The sequence below is a fragment of the Curtobacterium sp. VKM Ac-2861 genome, assembly GCF_013204965.1.
Classification (GTDB): Bacteria; Actinomycetota; Actinomycetes; order Actinomycetales; family Microbacteriaceae; genus Curtobacterium.
The window spans coordinates 409,648-433,368 of record NZ_JABMLA010000001.1 but is presented as its reverse complement, the minus strand read 5'-3'; the positions used below and the strand labels follow the sequence as shown (position 1 = coordinate 433,368).

Annotated in this window: 19 protein-coding genes; 9 read left to right on the top strand and 10 right to left on the bottom strand. The window is 70.3% G+C overall.

Annotated elements, in window-relative coordinates; translation table 11 throughout:
- Window positions 1–6: 6 nt before the first annotated feature.
- From HQQ88_RS01925 to HQQ88_RS01905, 5 genes are all read left to right on the top strand, one after another.
- On the top strand, window positions 7–588 hold the full coding sequence (locus HQQ88_RS01925) for a DUF3000 domain-containing protein (protein ID WP_123938166.1): 582 nt from the start codon (window positions 7–9) through the stop codon (window positions 586–588).
- Window positions 589–659: 71 nt separating this feature from the next.
- Complete coding sequence (locus tag HQQ88_RS01920; protein ID WP_173168765.1) at window positions 660–1,841, top strand: HRDC domain-containing protein; 1,182 nt, start codon at window positions 660–662, stop codon at window positions 1,839–1,841.
- 127 nt (window positions 1,842–1,968) lie between these two features.
- Complete coding sequence (locus HQQ88_RS01915; RefSeq protein ID WP_123338336.1) at window positions 1,969–3,189, top strand: thiolase family protein; 1,221 nt, start codon at window positions 1,969–1,971, stop codon at window positions 3,187–3,189.
- On the top strand, window positions 3,186–5,330 hold the full coding sequence (locus tag HQQ88_RS01910; protein WP_173168490.1) for a 3-hydroxyacyl-CoA dehydrogenase NAD-binding domain-containing protein: 2,145 nt from the start codon (window positions 3,186–3,188) through the stop codon (window positions 5,328–5,330). The genes HQQ88_RS01915 and HQQ88_RS01910 overlap by 4 nt, the downstream gene beginning before the upstream one ends.
- Before the next feature lie 131 nt (window positions 5,331–5,461).
- Entirely contained in the window at window positions 5,462–5,824 is a 363-nt protein-coding gene (locus HQQ88_RS01905) for a hypothetical protein (protein ID WP_173168489.1), read from the top strand.
- Between the two features lie 7 nt (window positions 5,825–5,831).
- On the opposite strand, the gene HQQ88_RS01900 is transcribed toward HQQ88_RS01905, so the two are convergent.
- The 7 genes from HQQ88_RS01900 to dut form a co-directional block, all read right to left on the bottom strand.
- Window positions 5,832–6,566 carry a hypothetical protein gene (locus tag HQQ88_RS01900; protein WP_173168488.1) on the bottom strand — a complete coding sequence of 245 codons (735 nt, stop codon included), beginning with the start codon at window positions 6,564–6,566 and terminating at the stop codon, window positions 5,832–5,834.
- 113 nt (window positions 6,567–6,679) lie between these two features.
- Complete coding sequence (locus tag HQQ88_RS01895) at window positions 6,680–7,633, bottom strand: IS481 family transposase (protein WP_173168487.1); 954 nt, start codon at window positions 7,631–7,633, stop codon at window positions 6,680–6,682.
- A gap of 95 nt (window positions 7,634–7,728) precedes the next feature.
- Window positions 7,729–9,660 carry a 1-deoxy-D-xylulose-5-phosphate synthase gene (dxs, locus tag HQQ88_RS01890; protein ID WP_123292692.1) on the bottom strand — a complete coding sequence of 644 codons (1,932 nt, stop codon included), beginning with the start codon at window positions 9,658–9,660 and terminating at the stop codon, window positions 7,729–7,731.
- A gap of 217 nt (window positions 9,661–9,877) precedes the next feature.
- A complete protein-coding gene (gene acnA, locus HQQ88_RS01885) occupies window positions 9,878–12,694 on the bottom strand; it encodes an aconitate hydratase AcnA (protein ID WP_123292691.1) in 2,817 nt (938 codons plus the stop codon).
- A gap of 129 nt (window positions 12,695–12,823) precedes the next feature.
- Entirely contained in the window at window positions 12,824–13,621 is a 798-nt protein-coding gene (locus tag HQQ88_RS01880) for a DUF3159 domain-containing protein (protein ID WP_173168486.1), read from the bottom strand.
- A gap of 25 nt (window positions 13,622–13,646) precedes the next feature.
- The gene (locus HQQ88_RS01875; protein ID WP_216833902.1) at window positions 13,647–14,384 is read right to left on the bottom strand and encodes a DUF3710 domain-containing protein; all 738 of its coding nucleotides are present in this window, start codon (window positions 14,382–14,384) and stop codon (window positions 13,647–13,649) included.
- Entirely contained in the window at window positions 14,381–14,872 is a 492-nt protein-coding gene (gene dut, locus HQQ88_RS01870) for a dUTP diphosphatase (RefSeq protein WP_173168485.1), read from the bottom strand. Before dut ends, HQQ88_RS01875 begins: the two co-directional genes overlap by 4 nt.
- A gap of 66 nt (window positions 14,873–14,938) precedes the next feature.
- On the opposite strand from dut, the gene HQQ88_RS01865 reads away from it, so the two are divergent.
- Complete coding sequence (locus HQQ88_RS01865; protein ID WP_111086383.1) at window positions 14,939–15,370, top strand: DUF3093 domain-containing protein; 432 nt, start codon at window positions 14,939–14,941, stop codon at window positions 15,368–15,370.
- Between the two features lie 104 nt (window positions 15,371–15,474).
- Here HQQ88_RS01865 and HQQ88_RS01860 read toward each other — a convergent pair whose 3' ends face one another.
- On the bottom strand, window positions 15,475–15,774 hold the full coding sequence (locus tag HQQ88_RS01860; protein ID WP_031263038.1) for a DUF4193 domain-containing protein: 300 nt from the start codon (window positions 15,772–15,774) through the stop codon (window positions 15,475–15,477).
- A 276-nt stretch (window positions 15,775–16,050) separates the two neighbouring features.
- On the opposite strand from HQQ88_RS01860, the gene sepH reads away from it, so the two are divergent.
- Window positions 16,051–17,076, top strand: a complete 1,026-nt coding sequence (gene sepH / locus HQQ88_RS01855) for a septation protein SepH (RefSeq protein WP_165901460.1) — start codon at window positions 16,051–16,053, stop codon at window positions 17,074–17,076.
- Between the two features lie 28 nt (window positions 17,077–17,104).
- Here the strand turns inward: sepH and HQQ88_RS01850 are convergent, their stop codons facing one another.
- A complete protein-coding gene (locus HQQ88_RS01850) occupies window positions 17,105–18,271 on the bottom strand; it encodes a nucleotide pyrophosphatase/phosphodiesterase family protein (RefSeq protein ID WP_173168484.1) in 1,167 nt (388 codons plus the stop codon).
- 61 nt (window positions 18,272–18,332) lie between these two features.
- Between HQQ88_RS01850 and HQQ88_RS01845 the strand changes: the two genes are divergently transcribed.
- A complete protein-coding gene (locus HQQ88_RS01845) occupies window positions 18,333–20,819 on the top strand; it encodes a DNA topoisomerase (ATP-hydrolyzing) subunit A (protein ID WP_123292685.1) in 2,487 nt (828 codons plus the stop codon).
- Between the two features lie 259 nt (window positions 20,820–21,078).
- On the opposite strand, the gene HQQ88_RS01840 is transcribed toward HQQ88_RS01845, so the two are convergent.
- Complete coding sequence (locus HQQ88_RS01840) at window positions 21,079–23,205, bottom strand: DNA topoisomerase IV subunit B (protein WP_173168483.1); 2,127 nt, start codon at window positions 23,203–23,205, stop codon at window positions 21,079–21,081.
- A gap of 168 nt (window positions 23,206–23,373) precedes the next feature.
- Here HQQ88_RS01840 and HQQ88_RS01835 point away from each other — a divergent pair, with 168 nt between their 5' ends.
- Window positions 23,374–23,598 carry a hypothetical protein gene (locus HQQ88_RS01835; RefSeq protein WP_071255055.1) on the top strand — a complete coding sequence of 75 codons (225 nt, stop codon included), beginning with the start codon at window positions 23,374–23,376 and terminating at the stop codon, window positions 23,596–23,598.
- The last annotated feature ends 123 nt before the right edge of the window (window positions 23,599–23,721 follow it).

Below are 23,721 nucleotides of genomic sequence, written 5' to 3'. Positions count from 1 at the left end.
GCATGTGTGTCCGAAACCCGAGAGCCCGACGCCTTCGCGCGGCTCCGCGCGTTCGTGTCCTCCGGCAGCAGCCGCTCCGAGACCACCGTCACCGAGATCCCCTCGCCCACGCGGATCGCACCGTTCTCGATCGCCCTGGCGGCGGACGTGTCCGGCACCGCGCACGGCGTCGAGTCGGACCTCGGCACCGGACGGTTCATCGCCCTGTACGACCCCGAAGAACCCGAGGGCTGGGGCGGCGCGTTCCGGGTGGTCTCGTTCGCGCAAGCACCACTCGAACCCGAGATCGGTGTCGACGAGTTCGTCGCCGACGTCACGTGGAGCTGGCTCGTCGACGCGCTCGAGACGCACGGTGCCGAGTACGACCACGCTTCGGGCACGGCCACCAAGATCATCTCGCGCGGGTACGGCGACCTCGCCGCACAGGGCGACGGCGCCCAGCTGGAACTCCGCGCGTCGTGGACGCCCCGCGGCGACGACCTCACCGCACACGTCCAGGCATGGCAGGACATCGTCGCCATGCTCGCCGGTCTGCCTCCTGCCTCGGACGGCGTGACCCTGCTGGCCCCGAGGAGGCTCGCCAAGTGACCGACCCCGCCAGTTCGACCCCCGGTGCACCGGACCCCGCGTTCGAGGACTCGCACGAGGCCGTCAAGGTCATCGACTCGCGCGACGACTACCTCGACGCCGTCGCGGCGATCGCCGCCGGTCACGGGCCCGTCGCCGTCGACGCCGAGCGCGCCAGCGGCTACCGCTACTCACAGCGCGCCTACCTGATCCAGGTGTTCCGTCGCGGTGCCGGTGCGTTCCTGTTCGACCCGATCCCGATCGGCGACTTCTCCGAACTGCAGGCGGCCATCGTCGACGAGGAGTGGCTGTTCCACGCCGCCTCGCAGGACCTGCCCTGCCTGCAGGAGGTGGGTCTCGTCCCGACCCGCATCTTCGACACCGAACTCGGAGCCCGCATCGCCGGGTTCCCCCGCGTCGGTCTCGGCGCCGTCGTCGAGCAGCTGCTCGGGATCACGCTCGCCAAGGCGCACTCGGCAGCGGACTGGTCGACCCGGCCGTTGCCGCAGTCGTGGCTCGTGTACGCGTCGCTCGACGTCGAACTCCTGCCCGACCTGCGTGACGCCCTCGCCGCGAAGCTCGACCAGGCCGGCAAGTCCCGGATCGCGGAAGAGGAGTTCGACGCGGTGCTGCACCGCGCCCCGAAGCCCGTCCGTGCCGAGCCGTGGCGCCGGCTGTCCGGCATGCACGCGCTCCGTGGCGCCCGCGCCCTGGCGATCGCCCGGTCGCTCTGGGTCGCCCGTGACGAGTACGCCCGCGCCGCCGACATCGCTCCGGGGCGCACGATCCCCGACGCCGCTATCGTCGCAGCGGCAGCCGCCGCACCGTCGTCGCGCGCCGAACTCGGCGGCCTGAAGGCCTTCACGGGTCGCGCCAGCCGTTCCGAGCTCGATCGCTGGTGGGCCGCGGTCGACGAAGGCCTGACGACCGAGGACCTGCCGAAGCTCCGCGGATCCGGTGAAGCGACGCTCCCGCCGCCCCGCGCCTGGGCCGACCGCAACCCCGCGGCCGACCGCCGGTACAAGGCCGCACGGGCCGCGGTGACGAAGCGGTCCGAGGAGCTCGACATCCCGCTCGAGAACCTGCTCACGCCGGAGACCCTGCGTGTGGTCTCGTGGGCACCGCCGTCGCCGCCGTCGACCGAGCTGGTCGGGGCCGCCCTCGCCGCACACGAGGCCCGCCCCTGGCAGGTGGAGGAACTCTCCTCGATCATCGCGTCGGCCTTTGTCGCTGCTGCACAGCAGCCCGCGCCGACGGATGACGTCGAGTCGTAGGAACCGCCCAACCGGCATGCGGCCGCCCAGCCTGGGGGCATAGCGTCGGGAGCGTCGCCGGGCGAGGCCCGGCCGGCCGGAGCGACCAGCGTTCCGGCCCGATCGATGAGGATCTGGGAGGCCCGGATTGCCAAAGGCATCAGACGTCGTGTTCGTGGACGGAGTTCGGACACCGTTCGGACGAGCCGGCGAGAAGGGGGTGTTCTGGAAGACCCGGTCCGACGACCTCGCGGTGCACGCGATGCGCGGACTGCTCGACCGGAACGCCTCGCTCGACACCGCAGCGGTGGACGACGTCGCCGTCGCGGCGACCACGCAGCAGGGTGACCAGGGGCTGACCCTCGGCCGCACCGTCGGCATGTTGGCCGGCCTGCCGAAGTCGGTCCCCGGGTACGCGATCGACCGCATGTGCGCCGGTGCCATGACGAGTGTCACGACGCTCGCGGGTGCCATCGCCTTCGGTGCCGCGGACATCGCGATCGCCGGTGGCGTCGAGCACATGGGACGCCACCCGATGGGCTTCAACTCGGACCCGAACCCGCGGTTCATCGCGGAACGCATGGTGTCGAGCGACGCGCTGGTGATGGGGTCCACCGCCGAGCGCCTGCACGACCGCTTCCCGGCGATCACGAAGGACCGCACGGACGCCTACGCCGTCCAGTCCCAGCAGCGCTACGCCGCGGCGTGGGCCGCCGGCAAGCTGCAGCCCGACGTCATCCCGGTCGAGGTGAACAAGGGCGACGGGTGGGACGTCATCAGCACCGACGAGCCGCCGCGTCCGGGCACGACGCTCGAGGCGCTGGCCGCGCTGAAGACGCCGTTCCGCCCGCACGGACGGGTCACCGCCGGCAACGCCGCCGGCCTCAACGACGGCGCGACCATGAGCTTGCTCGCCTCGGCCGAGGGCGCCAAGGAGCACGGCCTGCCCACGAAGATGCGCATGGTCTCGTTCGCCTTCGCCGGCGTCGAGCCCGAGGTCATGGGCGTCGGCCCGGTCCCCGCGACCGACAAGGCGCTATCGAAGGCCGGCCTGTCGATCGACGACATCGGCCTGTTCGAGATCAACGAGGCGTTCGCGGTGCAGGTGCTCGCGTTCCTCGACAACTACGGCATCGCGCAGGACTCCGCGAACGTCAACGCGTGGGGCGGCGCGATCGCCGTCGGCCACCCGCTGGCATCGAGCGGTGTCCGCCTGATGAACCAGCTCGCCGCGCAGTTCGCCGAGCGCCCGGACGTCCAGTACGGCATCACCACGATGTGCATCGGACTCGGCCAGGGCGGCACCGTCATCTGGGAGAACCCCGGCTTCAGCAAGTCCGCAGCACGTTCGGCTCGGAAGGGGGCATGAGCATGACCACCGTCGACACCGACCGTCTGTCCGAACTCAGCGAGGACGAGGTCGTCACGCACTCGTTCGTCAAGCACGTCACGATGCCCTCCGGCGGCACCCTGGCGCTCATCACGCTCGACAACGGCAAGGACTACAAGCGTCCGAGCACCCTCGGGCCGCGCACGCTCCGTGAACTCTCCGGTGTGCTCGACACCCTGAAGACCGAGGCGACGGCCGGCACGATCCAGGGCGTCGCGATCACCGGCAAGGAGTACTGCTTCGCTGCCGGTGCCGACCTGTCGCAGGCAGCGTCCGTGCCGTCGCGGGACGTGGCGCACGACCTCGCGGCCCTCGGCCACGCCACCCTCCGCAAGCTGTCCGACCTCGGCGTGCCGTCGTTCGCGTTCATCAACGGCATCGCCCTCGGCGGCGGGCTCGAGATCGGACTGCACTGCACCTACCGGGTGTTCTCGTCCGCGGCGCAGGGCATCGGCCTGCCCGAGGTCTTCCTCGGCATCATCCCGGGCTGGGGCGGCGCGACACTGCTCCCCCGCCTGATCGGTCCGGAGCGCGCGCTGCGGGTCATCGTGGAGAACCCCCTCAAGAACAACCGCCTGATGGACGGAGCGGCCGCGGTCGAGATCGGCATCGGCGACGCGCTGATCCCGTCGGTGACGTTCCTGCCGTCAGCCGTCGCGTGGGCCGACGGCGTCATTGCCGGTCGTGTTTCGGTCAAGCGGCCCAACGAACCGGGCATGCTCGAGAAGGCTGCCTGGGGCACGGTCGTCAAGGTCGCCCGTGGGCAGGTCGCGTCGAAGATCGGGACGGTTCCGAAGTCGCCGTTCCGCGCGCTCGACCTCGTGGCCGCCGCTCGCGGCGGTTCCCTGGACGAGCGGTTCGCCGACGAGGACGACGCCCTCGCCGACCTGCTCTCCGGTGACCAGTTCGCCGCGTCGATGTACGCGTTCGACCTGGTGCAGAAGCGTGCGAAGAAGCCCGTCGGTGCTCCGGAGGGTGTCGAGCCGAAGAAGATTACGAAGGTCGGCGTCCTCGGCGCTGGTCTCATGGCCTCGCAGTTCGCGCTGCTCTTCGCCCGACGACTCGGCGTCCCCGTCGTGATCACCGACGTCGACCAGTCCCGCGTCGACGCCGGTGTCGAGCGGATCCGCGGTGAGGTCGGCAAGCTGCTCGAGAAGGGGCGGATCTCCCCCGACGACGCGAACCGCATCACCGCACTCGTCAGCGGGTCGGTGTCGTACGACGCCTTCGCCGACGCCGACTGGGTGATCGAGGCCGTCTTCGAGGAGATGAGCGTCAAGCAAGAGGTCTTCCGGAAGATCGAGCAGGTCATCGCGCCGGACGCCATCCTCGCCACCAACACCTCGTCGTTGTCCGTCTCCGAGATGGGCTCGGTGCTGTCCGACCCGTCGCGCCTGGTCGGGTTCCACTTCTTCAACCCGGTCGCCGTGATGCCCTTGCTCGAGGTCGTCCGCACTGCCGACACCTCCGACGAGACGCTCGTCACGGCACTCGCCGTCGCGAAGACCCTCAAGAAGACGGCGATCATCACGGCCGACCAGCCGGGCTTCGTCGTCAACCGGGTGCTCGCACGGGTCCTCGGTGAGGCGATGCGCGGCGTCGAGCAGGGCACCTCGTTCGACGTCGTGGCGGCCGGTGCCGCGCCGCTCGGACTGCCGATGTCGCCGTTCGAGCTGCTCGAACTCGTCGGTCTGCCGGTCGGAGCGCACGTGCTCGACTCGCACCACGCCGCCTGGCCGGAGCGCTTCTACCCCGGTGACGGGCTGAAGAAGATCGCCGAGCACGGGAAGATCCTGACCCGCGACAAGAAGGGCAACGCGACCGGGTACGACTCCGCTGCCGTCAAGCTCGTCGCGCCGTCGAAGAAGGACGCGAAGCCCGTCGACGCTGCCGCGATGCAGCAGCGCTTCGAGGACGCCCTGGCCGACGAGCTGCACCGCATGCTCGAGGACGAGGTCGTCCAGCACGTCGAGGAGATCGACCTCGGCCTGATCCTCGGTGCGGGCTACCCGTTCCAGGCCGGTGGGATCAGCCCCTACCTCGACCGCAGTGGGGCGTCCGAGCGCGTCTTCGGTGGGAGCTTCCACGACCCGCTGATCGTCGGCCCCGCTTCCCGCTAGCCGGCGCGAGTCCCCCTCGCACCACCGAAATCACCCCGAACCGCAGATCGCCGTGGTTCGGGGTGACTTCGGTTGTGCGCCGGGATGGAGCGCCAGCCTCAGGAACGCCCGCCCTGGCGTACGGTGCAGGGGTGACGCAGGAGTGGTGGGCACCGAAAGCCGCCGCAGGGCCCTCCGTGGTCCTGCCGGTCCCGCTCGACGCTGTACCGGCCCTGCTCCGGCGAGCAGTCGACGCCGTTCCGGGTGCCGCGGCCATGGAGATCCGCGACGACGGCGCCGTCATCGCCCGCCGGACCTCGTTCGCGCTGCGGGCCGAGAACATCGTCCTGACCTTCCTGCGCGAGTCGCCGTCCTCGTCCCGCGTCCGGATCCTCCGCGAGGGCCGCGACGGCCTCGACTCCGGCCAGGTCCTCTGGGTGACGCCGATGGCGCGCGCGATCCTCGCTGCACTGCGGTCGGCAGCTGCAGAGGACACGGCAGCGCCCCCGTCGTGAGCCGCCGTCAACCGCCGACGCAGTCGTTGCTGCCGCTGAAGCACGGCGGGACCGACGGCCGTGGTGCCGGCGGCTCGGGCGGCTCGTTGTCGTACGACGTGAAGTACGCGGCGCTGTGCGTCACGACGAGCACGTAGTCCGCCCCGCTCGCCCGGACGGCGCCGTCGCGTCGGTGGACGCCGAGACCCGGTGCGGACTGCACGACGGACGATCCCTCCGACTGCCACAATCCGAGTGACCCGTCCCAACCGCGGACCCGCACGACCGCGAACCGGTCCTGCCCGATGTCGTTGCCGAGTGCGATCGACTGCCGCCCACCGATGTCGACCAAGTACGGTGTCGATCCGTCCGGCTGGATCGCCTGTGCCACGAGGTCCTCGTCGGTCAGGCCGCCCGTGCGCAGCGCCGGTCCGGCGATGCGCACCGCGTCGACCGGTGTGGTTGCACCGTCGATCGTGTACACCGCTCCGGCGTCGATCCGACACGTCGTGCCCGAAGCGGGCTGGAAGAACCCGGAGTTGCTCGCGTGGCCGCACGAGTCGGTCCAGGTGGCATCGACCCGGTGGACTGCGGCGGTGCCCTCCCAGTCGACCACACGGTGCATCGTCTGTCTGGCGCCGACCCGGGCATCTGCACCGAGCCCCGGCGTGACCGTGCCGTCGTTCATCGCTGCGCACCCTGAGGACAGCGCCACCACCGCGAGACCGATCGCCACCGCCGTCGTCCTGAACCCCCGTCGCATGCGGCGATCCTGCCAGACGTCCCCGAGGGACATGCCCCTGACGGCATGGGTGACCATCCGCGACTCACCTAGCTGTAGTTCCCCGTGAGGTTGTGAACGCGATCTGATGGGGTTTAGCCGCCGAGGCCGGTGTGTGGTCGGTGGTGATTGTAGTGATGCAGCCAGTCCGCGTAGGTCGCGGTTCCGGCTGCATCACTGTCGTAGTGACGGGCGTAGGCCCATTCCGCGGCGAGGGTCCGATTGAACCGCTCGACCTTCCCGTTGGTCTGCGGCCGGTAGGGCCTGGTGAAGCGGTGCTTCGCGTCACCGAGGGCGCTCGCGAAGTCGCGGGATCGGTAACACGCACCGTTGTCGGTCATCACGGCCTCGACATGGATCCCCGCGGCGGCGAAGAACGTGTTTGCGCGGGCCCAGAACCCGGCAGCGGTGGCGCCGAGTTCGTTGTCGTGGATCTCTGAATACGCCAGCCGGGAGTGATCATCGACCGCGTGGTGCAGGAACCGGTATCCACGAGAGGCGCGACCGCCCCGACGAGCAGCACGATCACGATTCGAGCCTGCGGCGCGGTCCTGGGCAGACCCGCGTCCGTGAGCGCGCCAGCCGCCACCATCTGGGATGCGGCCTTGCTTCTTGATGTCGACGTGGACGAGCTCACCCGGCCGGGACTTCTCGTATCGCAGCGGAGTCGGCCGGCGAACCGGGAGCCCGGTTGCTTGGTCATTGTTGCGCAGCAGCGGCATCCGGAACCGGGCCAGGACACGTCCGACTGTCGAGCGGGCCAGGCCCAGGTGGAACGCAATCCGGTGCGGTCCCCACCGCCGGGTGACCCGCAACGCGAGGATGCGGCGTTCCAGCCGGGACGGGACTCTGGTCGGACTCGACAACGGCCTCGACGACCGGTCGACCATCGACAAGCCCGCTCGGTATCGTTCAGCCCACTTGGCTGCCGTCGCTGGCGAGCACTGGAACCGTTCCGCGGCCCGACGGACCGGCCAACCATCGACGACGATCAGCCGAGCAAGGCGTTCTCTGCCCGTTGGAGTGAACGGGGCATTAGCGTGAGTCACGAAGACCTCCGGTGACGACGTGGTGTGTGGTAACTCACATCGTCCCGGAGGTCTTCACTTACGTCACCCGTTCACAACGTCCCGGGGAACTACACCTAGCGGTCGGCGGACTCCCGCGACCGCGCGGGCTTCGCCTGCGGCAACTTCGTCCCGACGACCTGGTCGATCACGTCGCGGGCGATCGCCTGCGCCGTCAGCCCGACGTCGGCGAGGATCTGCGACCGGGTCGCGTGGTCGATGAACTCGTCCGGCAGCCCCAGCTCGTTCACGCCCGTGTCGACCCCGGCGGCCCGCAGGTCCTGCCGGAGCCGGGTCCCGACGCCACCGACGCGCACGCCGTCCTCGATCGTGATGACGAGCCGGTGCGTGCGCGACAGCTCGATGAGCGAGCCCGGGATCGGGACCACCCAGCGCGGGTCGACCACGGTGACGCCGATGCCCTGCGCCTCGAGCAGCGCCGCGGCCTCGAGCGCCGTCGGCACCATGGAGCCGACGGCCACGAAGAGCACGTCCTCGACGCCGTCCGCAGCGGCGTGCAGCACGTCCACACCGTCGGGGAGACGACGGACGGCGGGGATGTCCGGCCCGACCTGGCCCTTCGACCACCGGAGCACGGTGGGGGCGTCGTCGACGGCGATCGCCTCGCGGAACTCCTCGCGCAGGGTCGCTGCGTCACGGGGGGCGGCGATCCGGATGCCGGGCACGACCTGCAGCAACGCGAGGTCCCACATGCCGTGGTGCGATGGGCCGTCCGGTCCGGTGATGCCGGCGCGGTCGAGCACGAACGTCACGCCGGCCTTGTGCAGCGCGACGTCCATCAGCACCTGGTCGAAGGCCCGGTTCAGGAACGTCGCGTATAGCGCCACGACCGGGTGCAGGCCGCCGTACGCGAGGCCGGCGGCGGTCGTCACGGCGTGCTGCTCGGCGATGCCGACGTCGTACACGCGGTCGGGGTGCTGCTCCTGGAACAGGTGCAGTCCGGTCGGCCGGAGCATCGCTGCCGTGATCGCGACGACACGGGGGTCCGAATCGCCCACAGAAGCCAGGGTCGACGCGAACACCGAGGTCCACGACGGACCCGACGCGGCGTCGAGCGACTCCCCCGTCTCCGGGTCGATGTGCCCGACGGCGTGGAACTGGTCGGCCTGGTCGCGCAGGGCCGGCTCGAACCCGTGCCCCTTCTCGGTGATCGCGTGCACGATCGTCGGGGCACCGTAGGCTTTCGCCTGCCGGAGCGCCGCCTCCATGGCCCGCTGGTCGTGTCCGTTGACCGGCCCGATGTACTTGATGTCGAGGTTCGAGTACAGCGCTTCGTTGTTCGTGAAGCGCGACAGGAACCCGTGCAGGCCCCCGCGCATCCCGCGGTACACGGCCCGGCCGGGAGCGCCGAAGCGGTCGGCCACGGCCCGGGAGGTCTCGTACAGCGCCCGGTACTCACGCCGCGTGCGCATGGAGCTGAGGAACCGCGCCATGCCGCCGATCGTCGGAGCGTACGAGCGGCCGTTGTCGTTGACGACGATGACCAGGCGGCGGTCGTTGTCGTCCGAGATGTTGTTGAGCGCCTCCCACGTCATCCCACCGGTGAGGGCGCCGTCACCGACCACTGCGACGACGGTGCGGTCGGTCTGTCCGGTCTGCCCGAACGCGCGGGAGATCCCGTCGGCCCACGACAGCGACGACGACGCGTGCGAGGACTCCACGATGTCGTGCTCGGACTCGCTGCGCTGCGGGTAGCCGGCGATGCCGCCCCGCTCGCGGAGCTTCGAGAAGTCCTGCCGCCCGGTGACGAGCTTGTGCACGTACGACTGGTGCCCCGTGTCGAACACGAAGGGGTCGTTCGGCGAGTCGAACACCCGGTGCATCGCGAGCGTCAGCTCGACCACACCGAGGTTGGGCCCGAGGTGCCCACCGGTCTTCGCGACCTCGGCCACCAGGAACCGGCGGATCTCGGCGGCGAGTTCGGTCATCTGCACGTCGGAGAGACGCTTCAGGTCGCGCGGCGACGTGATGCTGCTGAGCAGGCTCACGGGCGCTCCTTTCGTGGGGCTGTCGGCCCACTCTATTCTCGTGGACTCCCATTCAACCGACCTCGCAGGCTCGGTCGGCGCTGGCGCCGCGCGCCGCTGGCGCGTCGCATCATGCGGAGCGCGCGGGAGGCCCGTGGCGGTGTCGCCACGGGCCTCCCGTCCGTCCTGTGGTCGCGTCAGCGACCCGTGCGCACGTCGCTCCTGTCGTTCAACGGACTCAGACGAGCGACCGGAGCACGTACTGCAGGATGCCACCGTTGCGGTAGTAGTCGGCCTCACCCGGGGTGTCGATGCGGACGACCGCGTCGAACTCGACCGGCTGCTTGCCGGCGGGCGAGTGCTCGCTCGGCGTCGCGGTGACGTGCACGGTCTTCGGGGTCCGGCCTTCGTTGAGCTCGGTCAACCCCGAGATCGAGACGACCTCGGTGCCGTCGAGCCCGAGGGACTCGACCGTCTCGCCCGCCGGGAACTGCAGCGGGACGACGCCCATGCCGATGAGGTTCGAGCGGTGGATCCGCTCGAAGCTCTCGGTGATGACGGCGCGGACGCCGAGCAGGTTCGTGCCCTTGGCCGCCCAGTCGCGCGACGAACCCGAGCCGTACTCCTTGCCACCGAAGATGACGAGCGGGATGCCCTGCTCCTGGTAGTGCTGCGAGGCATCGTAGATGAACGACTGCTCGCCGTCGGCGGTCGTGAAGTCGCGGGTGTACCCGCCCTCCACGCCGTCGAGCAGCTGGTTGCGCAGACGGATGTTCGCGAACGTGCCGCGGATCATCACCTCGTGGTTGCCGCGACGCGAGCCGTAGGAGTTGAAGTCCTTGCGGTCCACGTCGTGCTCGGCCAGGTACTTGCCGGCCGGGCTGTCCGCCTTGATCGAGCCGGCGGGCGAGATGTGGTCGGTCGTGACCGAGTCGCCGAGCTTCGCCAGCACGCGGGCGCCGGAGATGTCCGACACCGCGTCGGGCTGCATGGTCATGCCCTCGAAGTACGGGGGCTTCCGCACGTAGGTCGACTCCTGGTCCCACTCGAAGGTGTCGCCCGTGGGGGTCGGCAGGTTCTTCCAGCGGTCGTCGCCCTCGAACACGGAGCCGTACTCGTGGGTGAACATCTCGGTGTCGATCGACTCGTCGATGACCTGCTGGACCTCGGCCGCGTCGGGCCAGATGTCCTGCAGGTAGACGTCGTTGCCGTCCTGGTCCTTGCCGAGGGCGTCCTTGTCGAAGTCGAAGTGCATCGACCCGGCGAGGGCGTACGCGATGACCAGGGGCGGGGACGCCAGGTAGTTCATCTTGACGTCGGGGTTGATGCGCCCCTCGAAGTTGCGGTTGCCCGACAGGACGGCGGTGACGGCCAGGTCGTTGTCCTGCACGGCCTGCGAGATCTCCTCGGGCAGCGGGCCCGAGTTGCCGATGCAGGTGGTGCAGCCGTAGCCGACCGTGTAGAAGCCGAGCTGCTCGAGGTAGGTCGTGAGACCGGCCTTCTCGTAGTAGTCGGTGACGACCTTGGACCCGGGGGCGAGCGTCGTCTTGACCCACGGCTTCGAGGTGAGGCCCTTGGCGGCGGCGTTCCGCGCGAGGATGCCGGCCGCCATCATGACGGACGGGTTCGAGGTGTTCGTGCACGAGGTGATCGCGGCGATCGCGACGGCACCGTGGTCGATCGTGAACGGGTCGGCCCCGTCCATCGCGACCTTCGTCGGGGCCGAGGCCGTCGACGGGGCGCTCGACACGTAGACGTGCTCGTGCAGGTTGGTGTCCTCGTTGGTCGAGCCCGCGGCGATCGGGTCGGAGGCCGGGAAGGTCTCCTCCACCGCGTCGTCGAGGTCGGTCTGCTCGCTCGGGGTCGTGTAGTTGTTCAGGTCGACCTCGAACTGGTCCTTCGCCTTGGACAGTTCGATGCGGTCCTGCGGACGCTTCGGCCCCGAGATCGACGGCACGACCGTGGAGAGGTCGAGTTCCATGTACTCGGAGTACGCCGGCTCGACCGAGGCGTCGTGCCACAGGCCCTGGGCCTTGGAGTACGCCTCGACCAGGGCGATCTGCGCCTCGTCGCGACCGGTCAGGCGCAGGTAGTCGAGCGTGACGTCGTCGACCGGGAAGATCGCAGCGGTCGAGCCGAACTCGGGCGACATGTTGCCGATGGTGGCGCGGTTCGCGAGCGGGACGGCACTGACGCCCTCGCCGTAGAACTCGACGAACTTGCCGACGACACCGTGCTTGCGGAGTTCCTGCGTGATGGTGAGCACCACGTCGGTCGCGGTCACGCCGGCCGGGATCTCACCGGAGAGCTTGAAGCCGACGACCTTCGGGATGAGCATCGACACCGGCTGGCCGAGCATCGCTGCCTCGGCCTCGATGCCGCCGACGCCCCAGCCGAGCACGCCGAGCCCGTTCACCATCGTGGTGTGTGAGTCGGTGCCCACGAGGGTGTCCGGGTAGGCGTAGGTCTCGCCGTCGAAGTCACGCGTGTAGGTGACCTTCGCCAGGTACTCGATGTTGACCTGGTGCACGATGCCGGTGCCCGGCGGGACGACCTTGAAGTCCTCGAACGCGGTCTGGCCCCAGCGGAGGAACTGGTAGCGCTCACCGTTCCGCTCGTACTCGAGGTCGGTGTTGCGCTGGAGTGCGTCCGTGCTCCCGAAGAGGTCGGCGATGACCGAGTGGTCGATGACCATCTCGGCCGGGGACAGCGGGTTGATCTTGTTCGGGTCGCCGCCGATGTCCGCCATCGCCTCGCGCATGGTGGCGAGGTCGACGATGCACGGCACGCCCGTGAAGTCCTGCATGACGACGCGCGCCGGCGAGAACTGGATCTCGGTGTCCGGGTCGGCGTCGGGGCGCCAGGAGCCGAGCGCGCGGATCTGCGCCTCGGTGACGTTCTTGCCGTCCTCGGTGCGGAGGAGGTTCTCGAGCAGCACCTTCAGGCTGTACGGGAGCTTCTCGTGCCCGGGCACCGTGTCGATCCGGTGGATCGCGTAGTCGACACCCCCAACCGACAGTGTGTCCTTCGAGCCGAAGCTATTGACTGCAGCCACCGTGCCGCCTCCCTACTGATCGGTTTGCCCTCATCATCGCGGGCCGTGGTCCGTCCCACCAGCAAGGCAAACCTAATCCCGCTGACGCCGGAGCGCCGGACGGGAAAGTCTCTTGATGTCGAGACAACTCTACACCGTGGCGGCGTCGTCCCTCCGCACGAACACCGTGCGGACCAGCAGCCACGTGACCCAGAGCACGGCGGCGTAGAGCGGGACGCCGAGGATGAGCTTGAGGCCGGCGAGCAGCTCGACCTGCGCGGTGAGGTAGAGCGGCACCTCGACGGCCAGGCGGAGTGCGAAGAGCCCGACCCAGATCCAGGTGGCGACCGTCAGCACACGGCGCTTGACCGGGTCGGCGCGCCAGTCGACGTGCGAGCCGTCCTCGTTCGCCGGCAGCAGGAACCCGACGACCAGACCGATGAGCGGCCAGCGGACGGCCAGCGACACAAGGAGCCCGACCAACCACACCGAGTTGATGATGATCCCCGGGATGAAGTTGCTCTCGGCGCGTCCGGTGATGAGGGCGAGGCCGGCCGACACCGCGACACCGAGGATGCCCGCGAAGGACATCGTCAGCGACTGTCGCTGCACCAGGCGGAGCACGACGAACACCAGGCCGACGACGACCGGGATCACGACGCTCGGCACGAGCTCCTTCGTGATCGCGTAGACGACGAGGAACGCGAACCCGGGCAGCACCGACTCGGCGAGCCCGCGGATCCCGCCGACGGCTCCGAGCAGCGCACGCCCGGAGGGCGCCTCGCCGGGGGCGACGCGGGCGATGCCCGCGTTCTGCACCGCGTCGCGGAACTGCGAGGAGAACGACGGGGTCGGGGATGCCGCCGCGCCCGGATCCGGCCTGGCGGACGCGGGCACGGCTTCGGACCCGGCCGTCTCGGGTCGGTGGGTGTCGTCGTGTTCCGGCACCGTGCCTCCAGGGCGGGTCAGGTCGTCAGATCGCGGTCTGCGTCGACTTCGGCATGTGCAGCGGGATGAGGTCGCGCGGCGGCATCGGCGTCGTGCCGCGCACGACGACGACGCTGCGGAACAGCTCCTCGATCTCGCTCGCGTCGTCGGGCTGCTCGGCGGCCTTGCCGGCGATCACGCCACGCAGGAACCAGCGGGGCCCGTCGACGCCGACGAAGCGGGCCGGCCGGACGCCGGCCGCGCCGCCGTCGCCGTCGACCGCGACGGGCACGGATGCACGGAGCTCAGGGCCGAACGGGCCGTCGACCTCGGTCACGACACCGCCCTGGCGCTCGATCTGCTCGGCGATCTGTGCGCGGATCTCGTGCCACAGACCCGTCGAGCGGGGTGCGGCGAACGGCTGGACCTGCAGCGTCGAGTCGTCGTAGTCGAGCCCGACCGCGACGACGCGCTGTGAACCCTCCTCGACCTCGAGGCGCAGGTGCAGGCCCTCGCGCGGCAGGACCTTGACGCCGCCCAGGTCGACGTAAGGACGGACCAGGTTCGCCTCGGTCTCGTCGTGCGGGCCGTTCTCGGCACGGTCCTCGGGTGCGGACTTGTCCGTCGGGGCGACCCCGTCGACCTCGTCGAGGTCCGCGTCGGCGTCCGTCGCGATGTCGACCTCGGGGGTCGTGTCCGCGATCTCGACCTCGTCGGCGACGGCCTCGGCCACCTCGACCTCGGCCACCTCGCCCTCGTCACGCTTGCGTCGACCGAACTTCATGCGCGCGTTCCTTCCTGAACATCATCGGCGGCGCCGGTCACGGCACCGCTCCGGTCACCGTAGCCGGACGAGCCGAAGCCACCCTGGCCCCGGACGCTGTCGGGGAGTTCCTCGACGCGCGTGTACGTCACCCGCGGGACGGGCATGACGATCAGCTGTGCGATCCGGTCACCCACGTGCACCTCGTACGGCTCGGACCGGTCGGTGTTGAGCAGCGAGACCTTGATCTCGCCGCGGTACCCGGAGTCGACCGTGCCCGGGCTGTTGACGACGGTGATGCCGTGCTTGGCGGCGAGCCCGCTGCGCGGGACCACGAACGCGGCGTACCCCTCGGGGAGCGCGATCCGCAGCCCGGTCGCGGCCAGGTGGCGCTCGCCCGGCTGCAGCACGAAGGCCTCGGTCGAGACGAGGTCGGCACCGGCGTCGCCGGGGTGGGCGTGTCCGGGGCGGTTCTCCCCGGTCCAGAGGACGTCGACTGGTTCGGTCACGTGTCGAGGGTAGTGCAGAGACGTGACCCGACCGTGACCTGCCCCGAGTCGTGGTCGAATGGACCCGTGACCCTGTACCGCGAACGACTCTGGGCCCCGCCCGCCCTGTACCTGGCGACGGCGCTCGTCATCCCCGCCACCCTGCTCGTGTTCCTGCCCATCAGCGTGCTCGCCGGTGTGCTCGTGGCGATCGGCATGGAGCTCGGCGTCCTCGTGCTCCTGTGGGCACTCGCACCCACCATCGAGGTCACGGACAGCGAGTTCCGCGCCGGCAAGGCGCACCTCCCCCGTGCACTCGTCGGCAGCGTCGAGGCGTTCGAGGGCGCCGAGGCGACCACGCAGCGCGGCCCGAAGCTCGACGCACGAGCGTGGACGCTCTTCCGCGGCTACGTGCGCGGGGTCGTCAAGGTCGAGGTCCGCGACGACGCCGACCCGACGCCCTACTGGCTGGTCAGCGTCCGGCAGCCCACGAAGGTGGTCGAGGCGCTCCGGTCCTGACGGACCGCGACGGGCGGACGGGAGGCCCGGCGCGCGTCCGCCCCGCACCGTACGACGAAGGCCCCGCATCCTGGAGGATGCGGGGCCTTCGGTGATCGGTGCGTCTAGAGCGCCGCGCATTCCGCGCAGACCGGCCCGAGCTTCGACTCGTGGTCGAGCTGGGAGCGGTGCTTCACGAGGAAGCACTCGACGCAGGTGAACTCATCGACCTGCGGGGGCAGCACCACGACGTCGAGGTCGACGTCGCTCAGGTCCTGCCCGGCGAGTTCGAAGCTGCCGGGGTTGTCCGAATCATCGTCGACGACCCCCGACATCTTGTCGGGAACGCGCTCCTTGAGGGCCTCGATCGACTCCGAATCGGAGTTGTCATCGGTCTTCCGGGGGGCGTCGTAATCGGTGGCCATGCCCATCCATTTCTCGTATCGAGAGGTCGTCGCCGGGTGATCGGCGGCGACAGTTTGCACTACGTCCCGCCAGAGTGCAAACCGAGATCTGCGGCGGGTCGTCACGGCGCTGCAACCCGTGACCGGATCGGGACATTCCCGACACCCGTCGCCACTGATGCGCAGACTCCGCGGCACGCCCGTGCGCCTCCGTGGAAACCGTCCGCGACCACTGCATACTCACGGGGTACGACGCACGACCGTACGCGACGCTGGGAAGGCTGGACCATGCAAGACGTGAGAGTCATCGGAGTCGAGGCAGGCGCACTCCTCCTGGCGACCGACGGCGGTACCGAGTTCCGGTTGCCCGTCACGTCCTCGCTGCCGGGGCAGGTCCGTCAGGCCAACCCCGACGCCGGTCCGCAGAAGCGGGTCTCCCCCAAGGACGTCCAGGCACGCATCCGTGGTGGCGCCGACGCCGCCGACGTCGCGGCCGCGCTCGACGTCGACGTCGAGTACGTCCGACGCTTCGAGGGCCCGGTGCTCGCCGAGCGCGCGTTCGTCCTCGACGCCTCGCACCGCGTCCCGGTGACCCCGGTCGACGACGAGGCCCCCGACACGTTCGGCGCGGCGATCACCGCGAAGCTCGAGGCCGGCGAGGCCACCGCGATCAGCTGGGGCTCGTGGAAGCACCCGGAGAGCGGCTGGCAGGTCCGGGTCCGCTACACCGCGGCCGAGGTCGAGCACGACGCCCAGTGGCGCTTCGACCCGAAGACCTCGACGCTCGTGCCGGACAACGGCGACGCGCACCGGCTCTCGCACACCGACGACGAGGGCATCGCGCCCCGCCTGCGCGCCGTGGAGTACGAGCAGCAGGACGACGACGGCACCCGCTTCGACTCCGGCGCCTTCCGCGTCGAGGAAGAGGACGAGGCTGTCACGAACCCCGACGTCCCCGACCGCGCCCCGCTCCGTGCACCGCTGCCCCGCATCGGCCAGGCGGCCGTCGAGGAGCGCGCACCCGGCAACGAGACCGCCGACCTGCTCGAGGCGCTCCGCCGCCGCCGTGGGGAGCGCGAGGCCGCCTCGTTCGGCGAACAGCGTGACGAGCCGGCACGCGGCACCTCGATCAGCGTCGTCGACATCCCGCTGCAGGGGTTCGAGGACGAGCCCGAGGGCGACACCGTCCCGCCGTCGGCCGACGCCCGTCCGGCATCGGCGCCCGAAGCCGAGGGCCGTGCGGAGCGCAAGAAGCGCAACCGCCGGTCGATGCCGAGCTGGGACGAGATCGTCTTCGGCACCCGCCCGGAGGACCCGGCCTGATCAGCTCGGACTGACCCGCGGCCGGCTGCTACTGCGCGAACGCCCCGGCGAGCCGAAGCGGGACGAACGTCTCCTCGTCGGTCATCGCGCCGTGCTGACCGATCATGCGCTTCGGAACCTCGCCGTCCCGCAGCGCGCGGTCGTCGTTGAACGCCCACGACCCGCGTGCCACGACGATCACGTCGCCGATGCGCGGGACCACCTGTGGCGAGACCGCACCGAACCACCCGGCGGCGATCGCCTCGTCGCGGCTCGCGACGTACGCCTTCTTGCCGTAGCGCGCCCGGAACGCCCCGACCAGCCCGCGCACGTCGGTGCCCGGCGCCACCGTGAGCTGGCGGCACCGCGGATCGCCCGCCACCCCGACGACGTCCGTCAACAGGAGCGGGTCGATGGCGATGTTCGCGTGGTCGGGCACGTCGAGCACTCCGTGGTCCGCGGTGACCAGGACACCCACGTCCGACGCACCGCGGGCATCGAGGCGGGCGAGCTCGCCGTCGAGCAGCTCGAGCGTCGCCGTCCACCGGGCGGACTGCCACCCGGACTTGTGGCCGATCGAGTCGAGCTCCGGCACGTACAGGTACACGAGCGACCGACCGGTGGCGGTCTCGGCCAGGGCAGCGTCGATGCGCTCCGGGATCGTGTCCGCCGACACGTACCGCGCGCCGCCGAGGACGTTCGCGGTCATGCCCGACGCCCGGTACCGATCGGGGCCGATGACGACGGGGTCGACGCCGAGCTCCGCGGCGCGGGTGAAGAGCGTCTCGGTGAGGAACCAGTCCGCGGGGACCTCGGTGTCCCACCCGCCCAGGAGGTTCATCACGGCGCCGGTGTCCGGGTTCCAGCCGCTGTAGCCGACGACGCCGTGCGTGCCGGGCGACCGTCCGGTGGTCAGGGTGCTCAGCGCCGCGGCTGTCGTGGTCGGGAACCCGCTGCGTAGCTTCTTCGCGGTGCCGGACCCCTTGGCGGCCGTGAGCCAGCGGGCGTGTCCGGCGCGAGCCGACAGCGCGACGCTCCCGAGGCCGTCGACCAGGACGACGATCGCGGAACGGGCGGGACGGAGGGCGATCCGGGCCTCCAGGCCGTGGTCACGCGACCACGCGCCGTCCGCAGCCCCGAGCGCCACGAGGCAACTCGGGAAGACGTCGGCGAGGTTCGCGGCGGCGTCGGGGGCCGTCGGTACGCTTGTTCCCATTCCACAGAGTCTCCCAGACGACAGAGTCTCCTAGACGACTCCGGTCTTCCAGAAAGGTGCCATGGCACGCACGGACGCAGTCGGCCTGCCCGACGGTGAGCGCATCGAGGACGTCGACGTCTCCGAGGAGATGCAGGGCTCCTTCCTCGAGTACGCGTACTCCGTCATCTACTCGCGGGCGCTGCCCGATGCGCGCGACGGCCTGAAGCCCGTCCAGCGGCGCATCCTGTACCAGATGGCCGAGATGGGCCTGCGGCCCGACCGCGGGCACGTCAAGAGCGCCCGCGTCACCGGCGAGGTGATGGGCAAGCTGCACCCGCACGGCGACGGCGCGATCTACGACGCGCTGGTGCGGATGGCGCAGCCGTTCACGATGCGCGTGCCGCTGATCGACGGCCACGGCAACTTCGGGTCGCTCGACGACGGTCCCGCCGCCGCCCGGTACACCGAGGCCCGCCTGGCCGAACCGTCGATGGCGATGACCGAGGGCCTCGGCGAGGACGTCGTCGACTTCGTCCCGAACTACGACAACCAGATCATGCAGCCCGGGGTCCTGCCCGCGGCGTTCCCGAACCTGCTCGTCAACGGCGCGTCGGGCATCGCGGTCGGCATGGCCACGAACATGGCGCCGCACAACCTGGGCGAAGTGGTCGAGGCCGCGAAGCACCTGCTGATGAACCCGCAGGCCACCCTCGAAGAGCTGATGGAGTTCGTCCCGGGGCCGGACCTGCCCTCCGGTGGCACCATCGTCGGGCTCTCCGGGGTCCGCGATGCCTACGCCACCGGGCGCGGCACGTTCCGGACCCGGTCGAAGGTGAGCGTCGAGAACCTCACCCCGCGCAAGGTCGGGCTCGTCGTCACCGAGCTGCCGTACCTGGTCGGCCCCGAGCGCGTCATCGAGAAGATCAAGGACGGCGTCCAGTCCAAGAAGCTCGTCGGGATCTCGGACGTCAACGACCTGACCGACCGCAACCACGGGCTCCGGCTCGTGATCGGCATCAAGAGCGGGTTCAACCCCACCGCGGTGCTCGAGCAGCTGTACAAGCACACCCCGCTCGAGGACGGCTTCGGCATCAACAACGTCGCGCTCGTCGGCGGGTCCCCGCGCACGCTCGGGCTGCGCGAGCTGCTCGACGTCTACGTGCAGCACCGGCTGTCGGTCGTCACCCGGCGGTCGGAGTACCGGCTCGCGCGTCGTCGCGAGCGGCTGCACCTGGTCGAGGGCCTGCTCATCGCGATCCTCGACATCGACGAGGTCATCCAGGTCATCCGCACCTCGGACGACTCCGAAGCCGCACGGAGCCGTCTCCGCGACGTCTTCGACCTGTCCGAGGTGCAGGCCGAGTACATCCTCGAACTGCGGCTCCGACGCCTGACGAAGTTCTCGCGCATGGAGCTCGAGGCCGAGCGCGACCAGCTGCTCGCCGACATCGCTGCGCTCGAGGAACTCCTGGCGTCCGACGAACGGCTCCGTGCCCAGGTCGCGCTCGAGCTCACCGAGGTCTCCGACAAGTTCGCCACCCCGCGCCGAACCCTGCTCACCGAGGCCGACGCCCCCGTCAAGGGCGGTCGCAAGGCCGCGGTCGACCCGGAGTCCCTCCAGGTCGCCGACTCGCCGTGCCGCGTGCTGCTCTCGACCACCGGACGGCTCATCCGCGTCGACATCCCGACCTCGGAGCTCAGCATCGTCCGCGTGCCGAAGCGCTCCAAGCACGACGCCGTCCGGTCCGCCGTGGTGAGCACCGTCCGGGGCCAGGTCGGCGCGCTGACCTCGACCGGGCGGGTCCTGCGGCTCTCCCCCGTCGACGTCCCGGCGGTGCCGCCCGCCGCGGTCCGCCTCGACGCCGGCGTGCGGGTCACGGACTTCCTGGTGCTCACCAAGGGCGAGACGGTCGTTGCACTCGTCGACCTGTCCGGCGCGTCGTCGGACTCCCTCGCCATCGGTACCGCGCAGGGCGTCGTGAAGCGCGTCGTCCCCGGAGCCTGGCCCGACAAGCCCGAGTTCGTCGCCATCGGCCTGAAGCCCGGCGATGCGGTGGTCGGCGCTGCCCAGGCACCCGAGTCCGACGACCTGGTGTTCATCAGCTCGAACGCCCAGCTCCTGCGCTTCCCCGCGTCCGGCGTCCGTGCCCAGGGGCTGCCGGCCGGCGGTGTCGCGGGCATGGCGCTGGCGTCCGGGTCCTCGGTGATCTGGTTCGGGTCCGTCGCCCGGTCCGACGACGCCGTGGTCGCCACGGTGTCCACGACCTCCACGGCGCTTCCGGGCACCGACTCCGGTCGCGCCAAGGTCTCCGCCCTGTCCGAGTTCCCCGCCAAGGGCCGGGCGACCCAGGGTGTCCGGGCGCACGCGTTCCTGAAGGGCGAGGACGGGCTCACCGTGGGCTGGGCGGGCATCGCTCCCCCGCACGCGGTCGGTACGGACGGCGCCGCGCGGACCCTGCCCGACTGGCTGTCGAAGCGTGACGGGTCGGGGGCGCCGCTCGAGGCGGTCATCGGCTCGATCGGTGGCAGTGCTGCGGCGCTCGACGGCACCGCTGGCGACGCGTAGCGCGCGGCTCCGGGGCGCGGGCGCGCGGCGCGCGCTTTCGCGCCCAGCGACAGTTCACGGGCCGATGGCCGCGTGAACTGTCGCTGACCGCGTGAGATCGCACGCCCCGCCAGCCTGGAGGCGCGGGGCAGCCCCACCACGGGCCTCCGTCGAGCACGCGCGCGGACTTTCGCGCTGAGCGACAGTTGGCGCGCCGGCAGCCGCGTGAACTGTCGCTCAGCGCGTGAGAACGCACAGCGCGGCCAGCGCCGCCGCGCGGCTACGCGTCGATGCGGTCGCGGTCCAGACCCTCGCCGGCCAGGATGAACTCCTTGCGCGGGGCCACGTCGTTGCCCATCAGCAGCTCGAACACCTTCGCCGCGCTCTCGGCGTGCGTGATGTTCACCCGCCGCAGGGTCCGGTGCGCGCGGTCCATGGTGGTCTCGGCGAGCTGGTCGGCATCCATCTCGCCCAGGCCCTTGTACCGCTGGATCGGCTCCTGGTACTTCTTGCCGGCCTTCTCGAGCTTCTTCAGCACGGTCTGCAGTTCCTGCTCGGAGTACGTGTACAGCGTGTCGTTCGGCTTGCCGCGGTTCACCACGACCACCCGGTGCAGCGGCGGCACGGCGGCGAACACCCGGCCCTGCTCGATCATCGGTCGCATGTAGCGGAAGAACAGGGTGAGCAGCAGCGTGCGGATGTGGGCACCGTCGACGTCGGCGTCCGACATGATGATGACCTTGCCGTAGCGCGCCTGGTCGATCTCGAACGTCCGGCCGGAGCCGGCACCGATGACCTGGATGATCGACGCGCACTCGACGTTCGACAGCATGTCCGACACGGACGCCTTCTGCACGTTGAGGATCTTGCCGCGGATCGGCAGCAGCGCCTGGTACTCGCTGTTGCGGGCGAGCTTCGCGGTCCCCAGGGCCGAGTCGCCCTCGACGATGAAGAGCTCGGTGCCCTCGGTCTCCTGCGACCGGCAGTCCGCGAGCTTCGTCGGCAACGAGGAGTTCTCGAGCGCGTTCTTCCGGCGCTGCGTCTCCTTGTGGGCGCGGGCCGAGATGCGGGTCTTCATCTCCGCGACGACCTTCTCGAGCAGGGTCGCGGCCTGGGCCTTCTCGGTGCGTTGCGTCGACGTCAGGATCTCGGTGATGCGCTTCGACACGACCTGGTCGACGATCTTGCGGACCGCCGGCGTGCCGAGGATCTCCTTCGTCTGCCCCTCGAACTGCGGCTCGGGCAGCCGGACGGTCAGCACGGCGGTCATGCCGGCGAGCACGTCGTCCTTGTCGAGCTTGTCCTGTCCGACCTTGAGCTTGCGGGCGTTCGCCTCGACCTGCGCACGGACGGCCTTGACCAGACCGGATTCGAAGCCGGCCTGGTGCGTGCCGCCCTTCGGCGTGGCGATGATGTTGACGAAGCTGCGGAACACCGTCTCGTAGCCGTCGCCCCACCGCAGCGCGAGGTCCACCTCGCAGGAGCGCTCGACCGACGTGGACACCATGTGGCCCTTGTCGTCGAGCATCGGGACGGTCTCGGTGAAGGTCCCTATGCCCTGCACGCGCCAGACGTCGGTGACGGCGGTGTCGGCCGCGAGGTGCTCGACGAACTCGCCGATGCCGCCCTCGTAGCGGAAGCGCTCGACGACCGGGCCGGCCTCGACGGAGGTCCCCGTCGCCTCGGCACGCGCAGCTGCGGCCTCGATCGAGGACACGCGCTCGTCGGTGATCGTGATGCCGAGTCCGGGCACCAGGAACGCCGTCTGCCGTGCCCGGGTGACCAGGTCGTCGGTGCTGAACCGCGCATCGGCGGTGAAGATCTGCCGGTCCGCCCAGTACCGGATCCGGGAACCCGTGACGCCCTTCTTCACCTTGCCGACCACCCGGAGCTCGCTGCCCGAGGTGAAGGGGCTGAACGGGGCGTCCGGACCGATGCCCTTGCCGTCGTCGAACGTGCCGGGCTCGCCGCGGTGGAACGACATGGCGTAGGTCTTGCCGCCGCGGTCGACCTCGACGTCGAGGCGCTCGGACAGCGCGTTGACCACCGAGGCACCGACGCCGTGCAGACCACCGGAGGCCGCGTAGGAGCCGGAGCCGAACTTGCCACCGGCGTGCAGCTTGGTGAACACGACCTCGACCCCGGTCAGACCGGTCTTCGGTTCGACGTCCACCGGGATGCCACGAGCGGTGTCGCGGACCTCGACCGAACCGTCGGCGTGCAGCACGACGCCGATCTCGTCGCCGTGCCCCGCCAGGGCTTCGTCGACGGAGTTGTCGATGATCTCCCACAGGCAGTGCATGAGGCCGCGGGAGTCGGTCGAGCCGATGTACATCCCCGGACGCTTCCGGACCGCCTCGAGCCCTTCGAGGACGGAGAGATGGCGTGCGGAGTAGTCGGAGCTCACCGTCCGATGCTACCGAGCGGCACCGACACCCTCGGCGTGGACACTCGCACTGGGGACAACCGATCCGCGCTCAGCGAAACAGCGCTGCACAATGCATCGTTCTCAGGCATCACGTGTTGAAATGGTGCAACCACCCGGCACCACCTGCGATCCGTGAGGAGCACAGCAATGACCCAGACCGTGCAGGACCCCTCCATCGACGAAGTCAGCAACCACCAGCTGACCGCCGCCGACCGTTGCGACAGCTGCGGAGCGCAGGCCTACATCCGAGCCACCATGTCGAGCGGCGAGCTCTTCTTCTGCGCGCACCACGGCGCCGAGTTCAAGGACAAGCTCGCGGCGACCGCCATCGAGTGGCACGACGAGAGCAGCCGACTCTACGAGTCGAAGTAACGCGCGAAGGCGCGAGCACAGCAAGACGGGAGGCCCGGTGCCAGCTGGCACCGGGCCTCCCGTCTGTCTGTTGCCCGTCTCAGAACGCGCGGAGACGACGAAGGCCGGGTCCCGTCAGGGCCC

Coding starts and splice junctions, on each gene's coding strand:
- HQQ88_RS01910 (WP_173168490.1), top strand. CDS start 3,186: ATGAGCATGACCACCGTCGACACCGACCGTCTGTCCGAACTCAGCGAG.
- HQQ88_RS01900 (WP_173168488.1), bottom strand. CDS start 6,566: ATGCGACGGGGGTTCAGGACGACGGCGGTGGCGATCGGTCTCGCGGTG.
- HQQ88_RS01875 (WP_216833902.1), bottom strand. CDS start 14,384: ATGAAGTTCGGTCGACGCAAGCGTGACGAGGGCGAGGTGGCCGAGGTC.
- HQQ88_RS01860 (WP_031263038.1), bottom strand. CDS start 15,774: ATGGCCACCGATTACGACGCCCCCCGGAAGACCGATGACAACTCCGAT.
- HQQ88_RS01850 (WP_173168484.1), bottom strand. CDS start 18,271: ATGGGAACAAGCGTACCGACGGCCCCCGACGCCGCCGCGAACCTCGCC.
- HQQ88_RS01845 (WP_123292685.1), top strand. CDS start 18,333: ATGGCACGCACGGACGCAGTCGGCCTGCCCGACGGTGAGCGCATCGAG.
- HQQ88_RS01835 (WP_071255055.1), top strand. CDS start 23,374: ATGACCCAGACCGTGCAGGACCCCTCCATCGACGAAGTCAGCAACCAC.